Origin of the sequence: Pseudovibrio flavus (assembly GCF_009711345.1) — a bacterium.
Classification (GTDB): Bacteria; Pseudomonadota; Alphaproteobacteria; order Rhizobiales; family Stappiaceae; genus Pseudovibrio; species Pseudovibrio flavus.
The window spans coordinates 1-17,924 of record NZ_SMMA01000060.1 but is presented as its reverse complement, the minus strand read 5'-3'; the positions used below and the strand labels follow the sequence as shown (position 1 = coordinate 17,924).

At 52.5% G+C, this 17,924-nt stretch carries 13 protein-coding genes; 12 read left to right on the top strand and 1 reads right to left on the bottom strand.

Annotation, left to right across the window (positions count from 1 at the left end; translation table 11 throughout):
* The first annotated feature begins 125 nt into the window (after window positions 1–125).
* The 3 genes from E1162_RS08435 (at window position 126) to E1162_RS08425 (ending at window position 6,599) form a co-directional block, all read left to right on the top strand.
* The gene (locus E1162_RS08435; protein WP_155129413.1) at window positions 126–3,353 is read left to right on the top strand and encodes an AsmA-like C-terminal region-containing protein; all 3,228 of its coding nucleotides are present in this window, start codon (window positions 126–128) and stop codon (window positions 3,351–3,353) included.
* A gap of 526 nt (window positions 3,354–3,879) precedes the next feature.
* Window positions 3,880–5,157, top strand: coding sequence for an aromatic amino acid transport family protein (locus E1162_RS08430; protein ID WP_371311863.1), 1,278 nt, complete (start codon window positions 3,880–3,882; stop codon window positions 5,155–5,157).
* 74 nt (window positions 5,158–5,231) lie between these two features.
* The gene (locus E1162_RS08425; protein ID WP_155129410.1) at window positions 5,232–6,599 is read left to right on the top strand and encodes an L-serine ammonia-lyase; all 1,368 of its coding nucleotides are present in this window, start codon (window positions 5,232–5,234) and stop codon (window positions 6,597–6,599) included.
* Between the two features lie 68 nt (window positions 6,600–6,667).
* On the opposite strand, the gene E1162_RS08420 is transcribed toward E1162_RS08425, so the two are convergent.
* On the bottom strand, window positions 6,668–8,101 hold the full coding sequence (locus E1162_RS08420) for an MDR family MFS transporter (RefSeq protein WP_371311862.1): 1,434 nt from the start codon (window positions 8,099–8,101) through the stop codon (window positions 6,668–6,670).
* 354 nt (window positions 8,102–8,455) lie between these two features.
* On the opposite strand from E1162_RS08420, the gene guaB reads away from it, so the two are divergent.
* The 9 genes from guaB to E1162_RS08375 all read left to right on the top strand — a co-directional run.
* Window positions 8,456–9,958, top strand: coding sequence for an IMP dehydrogenase (gene guaB, locus E1162_RS08415; protein ID WP_155129406.1), 1,503 nt, complete (start codon window positions 8,456–8,458; stop codon window positions 9,956–9,958).
* Between the two features lie 159 nt (window positions 9,959–10,117).
* Entirely contained in the window at window positions 10,118–10,816 is a 699-nt protein-coding gene (locus E1162_RS08410) for a fumarylacetoacetate hydrolase family protein (RefSeq protein WP_155129404.1), read from the top strand.
* Window positions 10,817–11,107: 291 nt separating this feature from the next.
* Window positions 11,108–12,643 (top strand): class I adenylate-forming enzyme family protein, encoded by a 1,536-nt coding sequence (locus tag E1162_RS08405; protein ID WP_155129401.1) that lies wholly within the window; start codon window positions 11,108–11,110, stop codon window positions 12,641–12,643.
* Between the two features lie 207 nt (window positions 12,644–12,850).
* Window positions 12,851–13,252: a lysozyme inhibitor LprI family protein gene (locus E1162_RS08400; RefSeq protein WP_155129398.1), complete on the top strand. Its 402-nt coding sequence runs from the start codon at window positions 12,851–12,853 to the stop codon at window positions 13,250–13,252.
* A gap of 357 nt (window positions 13,253–13,609) precedes the next feature.
* Window positions 13,610–14,842 (top strand): kynureninase, encoded by a 1,233-nt coding sequence (gene kynU, locus E1162_RS08395; RefSeq protein WP_155129395.1) that lies wholly within the window; start codon window positions 13,610–13,612, stop codon window positions 14,840–14,842.
* 3 nt (window positions 14,843–14,845) lie between these two features.
* Window positions 14,846–15,688 carry a tryptophan 2,3-dioxygenase gene (gene kynA / locus E1162_RS08390; RefSeq protein ID WP_155129392.1) on the top strand — a complete coding sequence of 281 codons (843 nt, stop codon included), beginning with the start codon at window positions 14,846–14,848 and terminating at the stop codon, window positions 15,686–15,688.
* 348 nt (window positions 15,689–16,036) lie between these two features.
* Entirely contained in the window at window positions 16,037–16,813 is a 777-nt protein-coding gene (locus E1162_RS08385; RefSeq protein ID WP_155129389.1) for an ABC transporter ATP-binding protein, read from the top strand.
* A gap of 44 nt (window positions 16,814–16,857) precedes the next feature.
* On the top strand, window positions 16,858–17,547 hold the full coding sequence (locus E1162_RS08380; RefSeq protein ID WP_371311874.1) for an ABC transporter ATP-binding protein: 690 nt from the start codon (window positions 16,858–16,860) through the stop codon (window positions 17,545–17,547).
* A gap of 5 nt (window positions 17,548–17,552) precedes the next feature.
* Window positions 17,553–17,924: branched-chain amino acid ABC transporter permease (locus tag E1162_RS08375; protein WP_371311861.1), on the top strand; the 372-nt coding region annotated here is incomplete at its 3' end.

The window sequence follows — 17,924 nt, the reverse complement described above, 5'->3', positions numbered from 1 at the left end:
TCATCAAGACGATTCGAGACATAACCGCCTAATACAATCTAGGGATCACGCACCTGAATACAACTGCAGAAAAAGAAGATCCGGCTCTTGCCGAGTGCAAAACCAGAAGTCGCCGTAACCGCTATTTGCTGATCGCGCTTGCGATCCTGCTTGTCGCGATTGGTGCCGGTATTCTGCGCCTTGCTTCTGGTCCTGTGCCTATTCCTTTTCTGGTGAACTGGGTTTCAAACAACATCGATACGTCTTCGATCGACGTGCAGATTGGTGATGCTCAGCTTGATCTTTCTTCTTTTGGAAACGGCGCGGTTCTTCTTGAAAATGCAGTTGTTTCTGTAAAGGGGCGGTCCTCCGCAGAGGTCTTGGTTCCGCGTATTCGCCTTGGCGTGAATTTCAGCGCCTTGCTTCTTGGCCGTCTTGAAGTGCAAACGGTCTCGTTCGAGCGACCTTCAGCGAAGATCAAGATTTCCGCAGGTACCAAGCCGTTACCTAAGGTTCAAAATCAGGTCGTCGCGATTGATAAGTTTTCTGTCATTCTCGGCCAAGAGCTGAAGAACTGGAACCTTGAGACGATTGATGTGCGCAACGGTGCGCTCACAATTCAGACCGGTCTTGAAATTTTCCGCGCCTATGGTGTCGATGCCAAGCTTTCGCTCATGGACGAGGTGAACTTCGGTATCAACGCAAGTATCGCAGGTCGTTTGGGGCGATGGAACTGGTCCATGCGCCGCGAAGTGGTGCCGGAGACTGGTGATCGCCATATCTCTATCGATATCGCTGATGTCACTGTGATGGACGTTCTTCCGGACTCATCAAAGCTTGAGTACAACAGCGTATCCCACACCCGTTTGAGCAGTTCTGCTTTTGCCCGTCTTGATGCTCCGGGTAACTTTGTTGATGCGCGGCTTAATGTCAGAACTTCTCCAATCAAAGCGACTTTGAAAGAAAGCACACTGGAGATCGACGAAGTCGCGCTTAATCTTTACCTCAATCGCGGTGACCCTGATATCGTCGTTGAGCGCTCCTATGTTTCTCGCGGCAACACGCGGGTGGTTTTTGGTGGTCTTTTGACACCGCCAGCAACCGATGATGATACATGGCACTACGCTCTTGGCTCCCGTGAGGCTGCATTCGGGCCTAACGATGTTGACGCTCAGCCTGTGGTGTTTCTTGATGCCTATGCTAGAGGCCGTGTAGATCTTAAAGATCAGACCATTTATCTGGATAAGGCGCGCGCTCAGGGGCTCAGCGCCGATATCAATGCAGCCGGTTCGTTCACTTTGGCTCCAGAAGGGCCAATGCTTGCGCTGGTCATCCAGAGCCCGCGGCTTAACGCCAATCAGGTTAAGCAGCTATGGCCTGTTACCGCGATCGGTAAGGTAAGAAGCTGGGTTGTTGATCATGTGCTTGGCGGTTTTGCCACCCACATAGATCTTGCCTTCGCTCTTGGTCCAAAGGCTTTCGACGGCGATAAATCAACGCCTGCATTTAGCGGAAATGACCTTACTGCCTCCTTTGACCTGCATAACATTGCGGTACATCCGCTGAGCACTCTTCCGATTGCGACGCAACTAAGTGGCCGTGGTGTGATTGCTGATGAGACGCTTACCCTTATTGGTGAGGACGGACAGTTCCGCCTGCAAGACGGTAATGTCGTCGATATCACCAAGGTGGACTTTCACATTTATGACCTTCCTGTCGCGAAGGTGAAGCCTGCCGACGTGAACATTACCGTCAAGGGCAGAGCGGATGACCTTGGTGTGCTGGTGGATGCCAAGCCGTTTTCTGCGCTGGAGCGTCTTGATGTGCTTCCGGGGCAGCTTTCTGGTCAGGGTGAATTGACAGTCACTGCTGATTTCCCGATTGGCCTGCGCAAGATCCCAGCAGATCAAGTGGCTTGGTCCGCGGTTTTGCAGACTGATGATTTCACCAGCGCTGCCCAGATCGCTGGCCAGAAAATTGAAGATGCCGACCTATTGGTAACTGCAAACAACAAGGTTGTTACTGCCAAAGGCACGGGTCTTCTGAACGGGCTTAAGGCAGATATCGATATCTCCCAGCCACTGGATGGAAGTAGCGCGCAAAAGCATCAGGATGTGATGTTCGAAGCCGATCCCCAAGAGCTGCTAGAGCTTGGTGTTGATCTCACTGACTTCGTTACCGGCACCATGCGGGTTGGGTTTGAGGAAAAGGACGGCGTTCGTTCCTATTCTATGGACCTGACCAAGGCGAGCGTGAACATCTCGCAGATCGGCTGGAAGAAGGGGAAGGGCATTCCTGCTACCGCCCGCTTTAGAATGTCCAAATCTGCCGAGGGGGTTACGATCCATAACCTATCCTTGAAGTCCGAGGGCGTGGATATTCGCGGTAACCTGCGCGTTGATACAACGGGTAGCTTGAATTTTGCTGATTTCTCACGCTTCAATTTGCGTCCTGCCGATAATGCCGAGCTTTCGATCAAGCATCAGCCTGACGGCTCTTATCGGGTTGATTTTGACGCCAAACGGTTTGATGGGCGAGCGATGTTACGCGCCATGTCGCCAACGGAACACCCTAACCAGAAGCGGGATTTCGGGGTTGATGTACTGGTGAATGTGAACGCGGAGCAGCTTATCGGTTACGGCGGCATGTCAGCATTCGGCGTTGACGGCACCGCCAAGATGAAAAAGGGTAAGCTGACGTCCTTGCAGTTTACCGGCAGCACAGCGCAAAAGAACGCGTTTACGGTTAATCTTGCCCCTAATGGCGATGGCCGTAGGCTCTCAGCCAACGCTGCTGATGTTGGTGAGGTACTGCGCTTCCTTAAGATGTTCAAGCGTATGCGTGGTGGTCGCGGCTGGGGACATATCGACATTTCCGCATCCGATGAATGGACAGGCACTGTCACTGTAAAGGACTTCTCCATTGTTGATGATAGTGCGATCCGTGCGCTGAAAGGCATTCGGCGTAAGCCTGCAGGCAGCGCTCGCGACGCGGCCGTTTATTCCGCAGCGGTTAGCAGTGGTGAGGCGTCTTTCCAGAAGATGCAGGTGCAGTTCCGCCGAAATAAGGACCTGATTACCATTGATGAAGGTCTGCTTGCCGGTAATATTCTGGGCGGCTCGTTTGCAGGCGGCGTCAATCTGAACGCAGAGACAGTCGATATCACCGGTACTTTTGTGCCGATCTACGCGATCAATAACCTGTTCGCCAAGCTGCCTATCATCGGTAAAGCTCTTGGTGGAGGCTCATCCAGCGGCGGTCTTTTCGGTGTTACCTATAAGCTGGAAGGTAAGCTCTCTGACCCGCAGTTCGTCGTTAATCCGGTGTCTGTTATCGCGCCTGGCATTTTCAGGCGAATGTTCGAATTCCAGTAGGATTTGATTTGTGAGCCGGGCCTTTTCTTGGTTCGGCTTGCTCCTGCCAGCGTCTTGCTGAGCAAAACTTTCTTCGCATTTCCAAATTCAGCAACTCTAAGAAATTGCCCTTACCCTTGGTGATGCAATCAATGGTGTATGGCAGAGTGTCGCAGCAATGACTTCTGTCACATTTTTTTGAAAGTGGTTTTGCTGATATCTCAAGTTTTCGATACCTGCCGTTTTTGACTGAAAATGGACCCTTCCCATATCGGAAACTGTAGTAATTTCGCGATCTTAGTGGAACTCCCTAGATTGGTCATAATTACTGTCTTATCTTGACTAGTCTTAAAGCAGGTTTTCACTTGTTTTACTGCTGGCAAAATATCCTTTCAAATATTGCTTGATCTTACGTAGTTGTCATTTTGTGTATACGTGAAAAACCTATGTGCTTTCTTGTTATGTGCAGGTATATCAACGCCCAACGTTGCCGGAGGGTTGGAAGCTCCTCTCGGTAAAGTCGAGTACATATTGGGAGATAAGTCTCGTGACTGATCAAGTTGCTGCTGAATATGCAGTAGAAAAAAAGAAAAAAGTTTCATTCACAAAACAAGACCTCACATGGTCGCTTTCAATGTTCGGTACAGCCGTAGGTGCTGGCGTGCTGTTCCTGCCAATCCGCGCAGGTCTTGAAGGCTTCTGGCCACTGGTGATGATCGCGGCGCTTGTCGGTCCTATGACCTACTATGCTCACCGTGCTTTGGCGCGTTTTGTATTGTCCTCTAAGCGCGACGATGCTGACATTACCGACGTTGTAGAAGAGCACTTCGGTAAGACCGCAGGTCTCGTTATTACCTTCCTGTACTTCTTTGCGATCTACCCGATCGTTCTGATTTACGGTAACGCCATTACCAACACGGTCGATAGCTTCATCATCAACCAGATGGGCGGTCCTGAGATCCCTCGCTGGATCCTGTCCGGTGTGCTTGTTGCAATGATGATGGGCGTGATGATCCTTGGTCGTCGTCTCATGCTTGTTGCGACTGAGCTGTTGGTTTACCCGCTTGTATTCATCCTGATTGGTATGTCGCTCTATCTGGTTCCGCATTGGTCCTTTGACGCGATGTCCCTGTCTACGATGCCTACATTCGGCACCATGTTGTTGGTGGTTTATCTGACCATTCCTATGCTGATCTTCTCGTTCAACCACAGCCCTGCAATTTCCTACATGGCTCTGGCTCAGCGTGAAGCGCACGGCAAAGACGCGGAAGCAAAGTCCGACCTCATCCTGCAGCGCGCATCCCTGATGCTGCTTGGCTTCGTGATGCTGTTCGTGTTCTCTTGTGTTCTTGCTCTTAGCCCTGCACAGCTTGCAGAAGCAAAGGCACAGAACCTGCCGGTTCTCAGCTACCTTGCAAACGAGTTCGATAACCCTGTTATCTCTCTGCTTGGTCCGCTTGTTGCATTCCTTGCGATCTTCTCCTCCTTCTTCGGCCACTACGTTGGCGCAAAAGAAGGTCTGGCCGGTATCGTGAAGAAAACTGCTCCGAACACCGTAAAGCGCGTTGGCGAAAAACGCTTCGAAACTCTGCTGGTTGCGTTCTTCTTCTTCTCCGTATGGGGTGTTGCAGTCATCAACCCGTCTGTACTGGGTATGATTGAATCCCTCGGCGCGCCGTTTATCGCAGCGATCCTGTTCCTGATGCCGATGTACGCCATCAAGAAAGTACCAAGCATGAAGAAGTACGACGGTGCGCTGTCCAACATCTTCATCGCGGTGATGGGTGTGGTTGCGATCAGCTCCATCATTGGCGGCCTGTTCTAAGCTTCAAGCTTTTCTTCGAAAAACAAAGGAAACCGGTGCCATTGGCGCCGGTTTCTTTTCAAGGAATTCCTCAAATGCTGAGTACACTTGATATTTTCAAAGTCGGTGTTGGTCCGTCCAGCTCGCACACCATTGGCCCTATGAAAGCGGCCAAGCAGTTTATCGATACATTGCGGGCAACAGACAAACTGCGTCAGGTGACACGCATTACCGTTGATATTTACGGCTCTTTGTCGCTGACCGGTAAAGGTCACCACACCGATATCGCTATCATCATGGGCCTTGGCGGTAACTCGCCGGAGACAGTTGATATTGCCGGTATTCCTGAGTTTATCGCCCGTGTTGAACAAACAGGCCGTCTTCCGGTTGGTTTGCACTGCCATGTGGTTGATTTCCCTGCTGATGCGATCACGTTCCATGAGCCAGCGCTTGATCTTCACGAAAACGGTATGAAGCTTCATGCCTTCATTGGTGACGAGCTGGTGCTGACGAAGACTTACTACTCCATCGGTGGCGGCTTCATCGTTGATGAAGAAAACTTCGGGCAGGGCTCTTCTGGCGAGCGTGATGTGAAGTACCCGTTCGCAAACGCTGAAGAACTGCTGGCGCAGTGCAAGGCCACAGGTAAGAGCATTTCCTCGCTGATTTACGAGAACGAAAAGTCGTTCCGCAGCGAAGCAGAGATCAATGAGCATCTTAGCCACGTTTGGTCTGTCATGCGCGGCGCTATCGAAAACGGTATCAAGGTGGAAGGCCTTCTTGCTGGCCCGCTGCGTGTGCCGCGCCGTGCCGCTGCTCTTCATCGTCACCTGACAGCATCTGAACGCTCAAACAACGACCCGATGGCGACCGTTGACTGGATTAACCTGTTCGCCCTTGCTGTGTCAGAAGAGAACGCTGCTGGCGGCCGCGTGGTCACTGCGCCAACAAACGGTGCTGCGGGTATCATTCCGGCGGTTCTGGCGTACTACGACAAGTTCATCGAGCGCGTTTCTGCCGAGCATTACACCAAGTACTTCTTGGCGGCCGGTGCTATTGGCATGCTCTACAAAATGAATGCATCCATCTCCGGCGCGGAAGTTGGTTGTCAGGGTGAAGTCGGCGTTGCGTGCTCTATGGCGGCCGCTGGTCTTGCTGAGTTGATGGGCGCAAGCCCGTCTCAGGTCTGTATCGCAGCTGAAATCGGCATGGAACACAATCTGGGCCTAACGTGTGACCCTGTTGCCGGTCAGGTGCAGGTGCCGTGCATTGAGCGTAACGCGATTGCATCGGTCAAAGCAGTCAACTCCACCCGTATGGCGCTGCGCCGTAACTCTGATCCTGTCGTTTCACTGGATAAGGTTATCGCCACCATGTACCAGACGGGCAAAGATATGTGCCCGAAATACCGTGAAACTTCTCGTGGTGGTCTGGCCGTGAAAGTGCTTCAGCAAGCAAGCTGAGTAGCTTGAAATCTAGATGTAAAAGCAGCCGGTCTTTACCGGCTGTTTTTTTGCCTGGACGTGTGTGGTTAGGTACGACTGTCAGAAGGTGGGCGCGAAATTCCGCCAACCGTTGTTGGTTTGTGCTTGGCAGCTTCTGCGCCGTCTTCTGGTTTGAGGCGCGTGAACTCGAACAGAGAAACCAGCATCAAAAGCGAGATGGTGGCAAAGGCGACGATAAAGTCTGTCGGCTCCAGTTGAGTGCTACCGCGCAGGCTCATGGAAACGTTGAGCGCAAGCGCGCCAACGCCAACGCCAACGGTTAGCGAGAGCTGCTGGGCCATGGCGCTAAAGCTTGTTGCGCGGCTCATCTGCTTTTTGTCCAGCTCGCTGAAGCCAAGCGAGTTGATCGCAGTAAATTGAAGGGAACGGAAGAAGCCGCCAAACAGCAGTACGACACCCATCAGCCAATATGGCGTGTTTGCAGTAAAGAAGCAGATCACGAACATGGAAAGCGCAACGACAACCGTGTTTGGCACAAGAACGCCTCTAAAGCCGTAGCGCGCAAGGGCGCGAGGAGCGACAAACTTCATCAAAAGCGCACCGGCTGCTGTTGTGAAGGTGATCATGCCGGACTGTAGCGCTGTGTGGCCAAACCCTTCTTGAAGCATTAGGGGCATCAGGAAGGGGAAGGCGCCAATACCGAAGCGGAACAGCGTGCCGCCGGAAACGCTGGCGCGGAATGTCGGTTCGCTCAACAGCTTCAAGTCGATGATAGGGTTAGCCCGCCGCGCCGCATGGCGTACGTAAAGCGCAAAGAGCAAAAGAGAGACAGCTGCAAAACCTGCAGGAAGAACGGGGTTCTGGTCGCTGTAGGCAAGGGCTTCTATGCCTACCAGAAGAAGGATCGATGCAGGGGCAATCAGCAGGAAACCTTTCCAGTCTAGCGGGCTTACATCCTCTTCCTTCGAGTTCTCAAAATAGGCAAGGGCCATCACAAGGCCGATCAAGCCGATTGGGACGTTGATCCAGAAAATCCAGCGCCAAGACGCATAGGTTACCAAAAAGCCGCCAAGTGGCGGACCGATGAGCGGGCCAATGAGGGCAGGGATCGTAACCCAGATCATGGCTTGCACTAGCGCTTCCTTTGGCGCCGCTTTCAGCAAAACCAATCGTGCAACGGGCAGGGTGAGTGCGCCGGATGCGCCTTGCAGGGCGCGTGCTGCCACAAGTTCCAACTGGGAGTTGGCAAGGCCGCATAGAACGGAAGAGATCATAAAGACGCTGATCGCGACCAGAAAGACGGGCTTGGTTCCGTACTTGTCTGCCATCCAGCCCGAAAGGGGAATGAAGACTGCCAGCATGAGCAGGTAGACCGACATTGTCAGGTTCATGGAAACGGGGTCGCTTCCAAAGTCGGTTGCGATAGCCGGAAGGGCTGTTCCCAGAACTGTTGCGTCGATCATGTTCATCATCAACGCGCAAGACACAACAAGGGCGATCAGTTTGAGGCGCGGGGTCACGAAGATAACCTTTTCGTGGTTTATTTTCTGCAGTTACTAGAGACTACAGTAGAAGGAGGCAGGGTGGTTTCCTGATACACTTGAAACGGGTAGAGGTAAACGCACTAAGCCTGCATGATATACGCCTTGAACCCAGTTTTGGGTACTTAGGTATTTTCTGGTATTTGGTCCGTAAACTTGTTTTAACTTTTTTGCGAATTCGGCCTCTTTTTACTGTAATAACTCTTTCCAAGAGAGAAAAGGCGTGGTAACGACCAGCGTCAACTTCTCTAGGCACAACTGGACAAAACAGAGGTTCGTTTCCCCATTTGGGAATGAATCTGATGCCGCATTTGTAAATGAAGGGAATTGGCAATGCCGTCTTTCTATGAGCCATCATTTGGTCAAGAAGCCCTGACCTTCGACGATGTCCTACTCTTGCCTGGACACTCTGAGGTCATGCCTGCACAGGTCGATTTGCGTTCGCGCATCACTAAGAACCTGTTCCTCAACCTGCCAATCCTGTCCTCTGCAATGGACACAGTGACTGAAGGTCGTCTGGCTATCGCTATGGCCCAGGCTGGTGGTCTTGGCATCATTCATAAGAACCTGTCCCACGAACGTCAGGCGGAAGAAGTTCGCCGCGTGAAGAAGTTCGAAAGCGGCATGGTGGTTAACCCGCTCGTTATCGGTCCTGATGCGACGCTGGAAGACGCACTCAACCTTATGGAAGCCCACAAGATCTCCGGTATTCCTGTTGTTGAGAACGGCGGCCGTGGCGGCACCAAGACCGGCCGTCTTGTTGGTATTCTGACCAACCGTGACGTACGCTTTGCTTCCAACCCATCGCAGCTCGTTTGCGAACTGATGACCCGCGAAAACCTCGTGACTGTTCGCGAGACCGTGTCTCAGGAAGAAGCGAAGTTCTTGCTTCACAAGCACCGCATTGAAAAGCTGCTGGTTGTTGATGCAAACGGTAACTGTATCGGTCTCATCACCGTTAAGGACATGGAAAAGTCCCAGCTGAACCCGAATGCGTCCAAGGACGAGCAGGGCAGCTTGCTTGCAGGTGCTGCTACTTCCGTTGGCGACGATGGCTACCGCCGCGCTGAGATGCTCATTGACGCTGGTGTTGACGTTCTGGTGGTTGATACCGCACACGGTCACTCTCAGGCAGTTCTGGACGCTGTAGCACGCATCAAGAAGGCTTATCCGAAGGTTGAGCTGATTGCTGGTAACGTTGCAACCCGTGAAGCAACCAAAGCGCTCGTCGATGCTGGCGCTGACGCTGTAAAGGTTGGTATCGGTCCTGGTTCTATCTGCACCACCCGTATCGTTGCAGGCGTTGGCGTTCCTCAGCTGACTGCAATTCTGGAATGTGCTGATGAGGCTGCAAAGTCCGACGTGCCGATCATTGCTGACGGTGGTCTGAAGTTCTCTGGTGACATGGCGAAGGCTTTTGCTGCTGGTGCAGGTTCCGCGATGATCGGTTCCCTGCTTGCTGGTACCGACGAAAGCCCGGGCGAAGTTTACCTCTATCAGGGTCGTTCTTACAAAGCATACCGCGGTATGGGTTCTGTAGGCGCTATGGCTCGCGGCTCTGCTGACCGTTACTTCCAGGCTGAAGTCAACGACAAGCTGAAGCTGGTTCCAGAAGGCATTGAAGGTCAGGTTCCTTATAAAGGTCCGCTTTCCAGCGTTCTGCATCAGCTTGCTGGCGGTCTGCGTGCTTCCATGGGTTATGTTGGTGCTCCAAACCTTGCTGAGTACACCGAGCGTGCTCGCTTCGTTCGCATCTCTGCAGCATCCTTCCGCGAATCTCACGCGCATGATGTTACCATCACTCGCGAGAGCCCGAACTACCCAGGCGGCGTATAAGCCCTTTAGGATAGTTAAGAAATTTGAAGCCGGAGCGTTGACGAAACGCTCCGGCTTTTTTGTTGTCCTCGCTTGGACAACTCCGCCGCTGCCTCTGGACAGAATCTGCAAGAGCGATCAGAAAGAGCATCAGAAGTTCTGCAGTTTGGGAGAGTTGAGATGAGCTTGGATCCTTCGTCATTTGTTTTTAAGCCAGCGCCCGTTGTTGGTGCTCCGGTGAAGGGAACGGACAAGCTCTTTCCAGTTCGCCGCGTTTATTGCGTTGGCCGGAACTACGCTGCTCATGCCATCGAGATGGGACACGATCCAGACCGTGAACCGCCGTTCTTCTTTCAGAAAAATCCCGATAATCTCGACTTCTCCGGTGCGTTTCCATACCCGCCGAAAAGCTCTGATGTGCATCATGAAGTGGAGCTTGTTGTTGCGCTTGGAAGGGGCGGCAAAGACATTTCTCCGGAGGATGCTCCAAACCATATTTTCGGATATGCCGTTGGTCTTGATATGACCCGCCGTGATTTGCAGGGCGAGATGAAAAAGGCTGGACGACCGTGGGAAATCGGCAAGGCGTTCGAGCGTTCAGCGCCGATGGGAGCAATCGTCAGGGCGGAAGAAATTGAATTTCCAGCGTCAGGTTCTGTCGAGCTTGAAGTAAATGGTGAGCTGAAGCAGCAGGGTGATCTGAACCAGTTAATCTGGAAGCTGCCGGAAATGATCAGTTACCTGTCGCAGTATTTCGAGTTGGCAGCGGGTGATCTCATATTTACGGGCACCCCTGCAGGCGTTGGCCCAGTTTCCCGTGGTGATGTGATGCGCGCACGCATCGCTGGTATTGGTGAAATTGAAGTTAAGTGCATATAAAACAGCAGCTTATTTCTGTTTGTTGAATATTTGATTCAAGCGCGTGGCTCATTTTATGGGTGCGCGCGCCGGCCCGTTAAAGGTGGCCCGCCATCAATCTAGCCTTGAAAAATCACGTTATCCCCTCGGCTGGATTTCCAGTTAAAGTGATTTTTGAAGTTTCACCAAGCGGCAGGTGTTTTCCGCACACGTCATCATGAAGGCTAATTTCACTTTACGAGAAACTGCGCATACTCGGTGCCAACAATTTTATAGTTAAACAATTGCAGATTGATTGCAGAGGGGGCGGTCATGAATCCAGCACAGTGGCTGGCAACAACGGCGCGGGTTAAACCGCAGGCACCGGCCTTGTTTGCAGGTGAAGATCTTGTTGCGACTTACGAGCGCTTTGCCGAGCGGGCAGCGTCTATCGCAGCGCGGTTGGAGCGTCGTTATGGCGTGGAGAAGGGCGACCGTGTTGCGCTTTTCATGACGAACCGCTGCGAGTATCTGGAGGCGCTCTACGCGATCTGGTGGCTTGGCGCTTGTGCGGTGCCGATCAACGCAAAGCTCCATGCCAAAGAAGCAAGCTGGATTATCGAGAACGCTGGAGCCAAAACGGTCTTCATTTCGCAGGATGTTGGTGCACCGCTTCGTGTACTTCCGGAAATGGCAGGCATTCGCTTTGTGAACGTTGATGACGCCTCCTTCGGTACCTTCTTCGATGTTACGCCCATTGAAGAGCCAGAGGTGCTTGGCTCGGATGATATGATCTGGCTGTTCTACACGTCCGGTACGACCGGAAGGCCAAAGGGCGTGATGATGACCTGCCAGAACATCCAGAGCATGATCCTTGGCTACTACGGCGGCATTGGAACACCTACCGAGGATGATGCAACGCTTTACGCTGCGCCGATGTCTCACGGGGCGGGTATCTATAACTTCATGCATGTAATTGCAGGCGGGCGGCACATCTGCCCCAAGTCCGGCGGTTTTGATCCGGAAGAAATTCTAGACATTGCGCCCCGCATTGGCCGCATCGCTATGTTTGCAGCGCCTACTATGGTGCACAGGCTTGTCGAGCACGCCAAGGCAGCAGGTGCAACTGGTGAAGGTTTGGATACGATCATCTACGCCGGTGGGCCGATGTACCTTGCCGATATTATCGAAGCTGTCGACGTGATGGGTGACCGGTTTGCCCAGATCTACGGTCAGGGTGAATGTCCGATGGCGATCACCGTTCTGCCTCGCAGCTATGTGACTGATCGCAAGCACCCGCGCTGGCAAGAGCGTTTACGCTCCGTTGGGTTTGCGCAGGTCGGCTCTTATGTACGTGTTGTCGATAACGACTTCCACGAGGTGCCGGTTGGCGAGGTCGGCGAGATCGTCGTTAAAGGCTCCGCCGTGATGAAGGGATATTGGAATAACCCTGCGGCCACCAGTGAAACCATCGTTGATGGCTGGCTAAAGACCGGCGATATGGGCGCGCTGGATGAAGACGGCTTTCTTTCCATGCATGACCGCTCCAAGGATATGATCATCTCCGGCGGTTCGAACATCTATCCGCGTGAGGTGGAAGAGGTGTTGCTGCTGGATGAGCGGGTCAACGAAGTTGCGGTTGTCGGCAAGCATCACGAAGAATGGGGCGAGGTGGTTGTTGCCGTAGTTTCTGCTCGTGAAGGCATGGAGATTGACGTTAAAGCGCTTGATCAGCTTTGCATCGAAAACATCGCCCGTTTCAAGCGCCCCAAGCACTATGTGGTGCTGGATGAGCTGCCGAAGAACAACTACGGGAAGATCATGAAGCGTGATTTACGAGCCCAGCTGAAAGACGATGAAGTGGCTTGATTGAACAACGGCTGATCTGTGTGCAGAGGTAGCTCAAGGCTCTTGGGTTTATTGTATCGACAGATCGGCTCACTGACTTATCAGTACAATTGTGTTGGGGAATTTTCTGTTTTTTCCTCGACGTGAACTTGTCGTCTCGCCTACTAAATATCAGTGAATGTACTCAGTTTATTTTAAAATTGCTGATAGTTGGGGCAGTAGTTAGATATGTTCAAAATTGTTTTTATTTCAATTTTCATTTCTCTGATTTCATTTTCCGCTCGCGCCGAGATCGATTGTGAAAACACCTCTACCACCGGAGGAATGTACCATTGCACGATGAAGATATTTGAGAGAGAAGACAAGAAGTTAAATGCTGCTTACAAAAAAGCTCAAGGCGTGCTGCGGGATCAAGGTCGCTCATTCCAAAATAGCATATGGGAGGACGACAAAGAGTTGGGTGTCATTCTGTTGAGAGATGCTCAGCGGTCATGGATTAAGTTTAGAGACCAAGCCTGTGAAGCAGAAGGGTTTACCCATTTTCCTGGGAACATGGCTCCTCTTGTCGGACTTTCCTGTAAAGTTCGACTTACGATCCAAAGAACGGAAGATCTACTAGCAATAAAATAGTGTTTCAGAACCCGGTTCTATTGGGCCGGTAAAGCTCTGTAGTGAGGTTCCATATCAGGGGCACATGGTCCCAGTTAGTGCCATCCATATTGAAAGCAGGCGTGCCGGTTGGTGCGCCTTTTTCTTTTTGCGGTTGATCCAAGGTGATCTACCGGAGGTAGAACGCCCGTGGCGCGGCGGTTTTGGGAAAATATTCTCCGAATATAACTTTTGCGCTCTCTGCTATGCAATATTTGTATTTGCTGCGCCATTCTGTGAACAATAATGTGCTAAGCGAATTTACTGCTGGTGGAAGTCTGTATATTGGGCAAACTACGAGCAAAGATACGCAAAGTTGTGAGTCTATAAGAGGAAAAAATGGTCGAGGTATTACAGAAGTGGGAAGAACTGGATGCGAACGATCCGCTTAGCGGTCGTCGTGATCTGTTTGATCTGCCGGAAGGCATGATCTACCTCGATGGAAACTCCCTCGGAGCGCTGCCAAAGTCTGTTTCTGCACGCATGAAGAACATGGTTGAGGAACAGTGGGGCCAGTCGCTGATTACCGGTTGGAACAAGCACGGCTGGATGGATATGCCGGCGCGTGTTGGTGAGCGCCTTGCAAAGATTGTTGGTGCGGAAGAAGGTACGGTTCTGGCAACCGATATCACGTCCATCAACGTGTTCAAGCTGCTTGCAACGGCGGTAAAGATGCGCCCTGAGCGCAAGGTTATTCTTTCCGACACTGCTAACTTCCCGACCGACCTTTATATGGCGCAGGGCCTTGTTCGTCTGCTGGACGCAGGTCACGAACTTAAGATCGTTGATCCTGAAGAAATCTATGACGCGCTTGATGAAAGCATCGCTGTAATGCTGTTGAGCGAGGTGGAGTACAAGTCCGGTCGTCGTTACGACATGGCCAAGTACACCGAGAAGGCGCATTCCGTTGGCGCTTTGGTGATCTGGGATCTGTGCCACTCTGCCGGTGCTTTTGAAGTTGAGCTCGACAAGTGCAACGCCGACTTTGCAGTAGGCTGTGGCTACAAGTACCTCAATGGCGGACCGGGAGCGCCAGCGTTTGTTTACGCTGCAAAGCGTCATCACGACACCATGGTAACGCCGCTTTCCGGCTGGCACGGCCATGAAGCGCCGTTTGCGTTTGATCTCGATTATCGCGCTTGTGAAGGCATTGACCAGATGCGTGTGGGTACGCCGTCTGTTCTTTCTCTTGCAGCGCTTGATGCCGCTCTTGATGCCTTTGAAGGCGTAGATATGGCCGAGGTTCGCGCCAAGTCTGTGGCCCTTTGTGATCTGTTTATCGAAGAGGTTGAGCGCCGCTGTCCTGAGGTTTCCCTCGTTACTCCGCGCAATGCGGATGAGCGCGGCTCTCAGGTCTCCTTCGCGGTGGAAGAGGGCTATGCGGTTATGCAGGCACTTATTGCCAACGGTGTTGTTGGTGACTTCCGCGCGCCGAACATCATCCGCTTCGGCTTTACGCCGCTCTACGTGAGCTATGGCGATGTTGTGAAGGCAGCCGAAACCGTAGAACGGGTTCTACGTGAGCGCCTTTGGGATACGCCGGAATTCAAGAAACGCGCCAAGGTAACGTAAAGCATGGATAACGGGAAACCGGAGACACTTGAGCATCACGGGGCAGAGCTCTCTTTCAAAGAGCGCATGTCCTACGGCGATTATCTGAAACTGGACAAAGTGCTGGATGCACAGGCCCCGCTTTCAGATGCCCACGACGAGCTTTTGTTTATCATCCAGCATCAGACCAGTGAACTCTGGATGAAGCTGGCGATACACGAGCTAACAGCGGCGAAGGACAAGGTAGCGGAAGATTCCCTGCCTGAGGCCTTCAAGATGCTGACCCGTGTTGCCCGCATTTTCGAGCAGCTCAACTCTGCTTGGGAAGTGCTTCGCACTATGACGCCGAGTGATTACACGCGGTTTCGTGATGCGCTGGGCCAGTCCTCCGGTTTCCAGTCCTACCAGTATCGGGCTATCGAATACCTTGCAGGCAACCGTAACAAGGCGCTGCTTAAGCCCCATGAGCATGTACCGCATGTGCATGATGCGCTTGAGCTGCTCTTGAGCCAGCCGAGCCTTTATGACGAGGCTATTCGTGCGCTGTCGCGCAACGGTTTTTCCATTAGCGATGCGGTGCTGAACAGGGATGTTAGCCAGCCGTATCTTGCAGATGAAAGCGTAACGCAGGCGTGGCTTCAGGTTTACCGCGAGCCAGAGCGCTACTGGTATCTTTATGATCTGGCGGAGAAGTTGGTCGATTTCGAAGACTACTTCCGCCGTTGGCGCTTCAACCATGTGACAACGGTTGAGCGGGTGATTGGCTTGAAACGTGGCACGGGCGGAACCGCTGGCGTTTCATACCTTCGCAAGATGCTGGATACGGTTCTGTTTCCAGAACTATGGCAAATGCGCGTTGATCTTTAGGGCGTCTTACCTTGGGGGCGCAAGATCTTAACGGGCAAAGTGCGCGCAAAAGCAAAAGGCTCTCATCTGATCGCAAGTAAGTTTGGTTCCTAGCCAATGGAACAAGAGGAAAACACTGGTCTTTTCCCATGGGTGGGAACAGTGTAATACTAATAAATACTTATCTGGCGATTCAGGGGTATCTTTCGGGGGCATCGTTCAGGGTCAGCACAAAACAAAAGAGCGGCTTGAACGAATAACGAATGAGTAAGAACGCACGCGGATGCGTTCCAATAAGGGCACTTTAGCTGTTTTCTGCCGTCAAGGGGTGTTGGGCTCGCAAAAGACAGCAGACAACGGGGAGGGGAAATGCTCAGTTTAAATGAGCTAACCATGTCGTTTGGCGGGTTTCGGGCCGTCAATCAATGTAGTTTTTCCGTTGAACAGGGAACGATTACCGGTCTTGTCGGGCCTAATGGCGCGGGCAAGACAACGCTGTTCAACATGATTGCCGGTGCTTTGACACCGACGCAAGGAACCATCGAGTTTCTGGGTGAGGACATTACAGCGCTAACAACAAACGAGCGCTTTCATAAGGGACTGGTGCGTACGTTCCAGATTCCCCATGAGTTCCACCGTTTGAGCGTTCTTGAAAACCTCATGCTCGTGCCGCCTGCGCAAAAGGGCGAGAACCTGTTTTCCAACTGGATTAGCCGCTCTGGGGTGCGTCAGCAGGAGGAAAAGGTTCGCCAGCTTGCCATGGATACGCTGGAGTTTCTTGAGCTGACCCATGTGGGTGATGAGCTTGCGGGAAACCTTTCTGGCGGGCAGAAGAAGCTTCTTGAGCTTGGTCGCACCATGATGACCGATGCAAAGCTTGTGCTGCTGGACGAGCCTGCTGCCGGTGTTAACCGCACACTGCTGCGTAAGCTGGAAGAGAAGATCGAGGTTCTCAACAAAGAGCGCGCCTACACGTTCATTTTGATCGAACACGACATGGAGATGATCGAGAAGCTTTGCGATCCGGTGATCTGTATGGCCGAAGGCAGTGTTCTTATCGAAGGTGATTTCCAGACTGTTCGCTCCGATCCACGGGTGCTTGAAGCCTATCTGGGTGAGGTTGCTGTTGCGGAGGTGGACGCATGAGTGAAGTTCTCGAAAAGCCGGTCAGCACCAAAAACGTTCTGTCTATGACGGGTGTGCGGGCAGGTTACGGCGATGCCGACATCCTGCACGGCATCAACATGGAAGTGCGCGATCGTGAGATCGTCGCCATTGTTGGTCCCAACGGTGCGGGCAAATCCACGGCTATGAAATCCGTGTTCGGTCTTTTGAACATCCACGAAGGCTCCATTGTAGTCGATGGAACCGATATCGCGGGATGGTCACCAAACAAGATCGTGCAGAACGGCGTCTCCTACGTACCGCAGGTGGACAACATCTTCCGTGAAATGAGCGTTCGCGAGAACCTCGAAATGGGTGCTTTCTTGCGTAAAGGTGATGCTTCTGCTGCCTTTGATCGTGTTTACGAGCTGTTTCCGGATCTGAAAGAGCGCAACAGCGCGATGGCGGGCGATCTTTCCGGTGGTCAGCGCCAGATGGTGGCGATGGGACGTGCCTTGATGCTGGACCCGAAGCTGCTGCTGCTTGATGAACCGACAGCAGGTCTTTCTCCAAAGTACATGGAGCAGATTTTCCAGATTGTGCGTGATGTGCGCGATACCGGCGTTTCCATTTTGCTGGTGGAGCAGCACGCCAAACAGGCGCTGGAATTCTCTGACCGCGGCTACGTTTTGGCCGCCGGACGAAACCGCCATGAGGGCACCGGCAGAGCGCTGCTGGAAGACCGCGAAGTGGCCGAAATGTTCTTGGGCGGATAAAGACAATGACACTGCTGGAACTGATTAACTTTTATATCGTGCCGGGTGTTGTACTTGGCTCTATCTACGCGCTGGGCGCAGTCGGCATTACGCTGGTTTTTGCTATTTTGCGCTTCGCCCACCTTGCTCACGGTGACTTGGCAACCTTTGGTGCGTTCGCCGCGCTTGGCCTTGTTGCAGGCTTTGGTTTGAACCCGTGGATTTCTTTGCCGCTTGCTATGATCGTTTGTGCGGCTATGGCGGTTGGTATCGACCGGCTGTTCTATGACTATCTCAGAGACCGGCCGAAAATCATCACCGTTATGTCCTCGCTTGGTATTGCCTTGATGTTGCGTGCTTTGGTGCAGGTGTTTTGGGGCGTGGATACAGAGACCTAC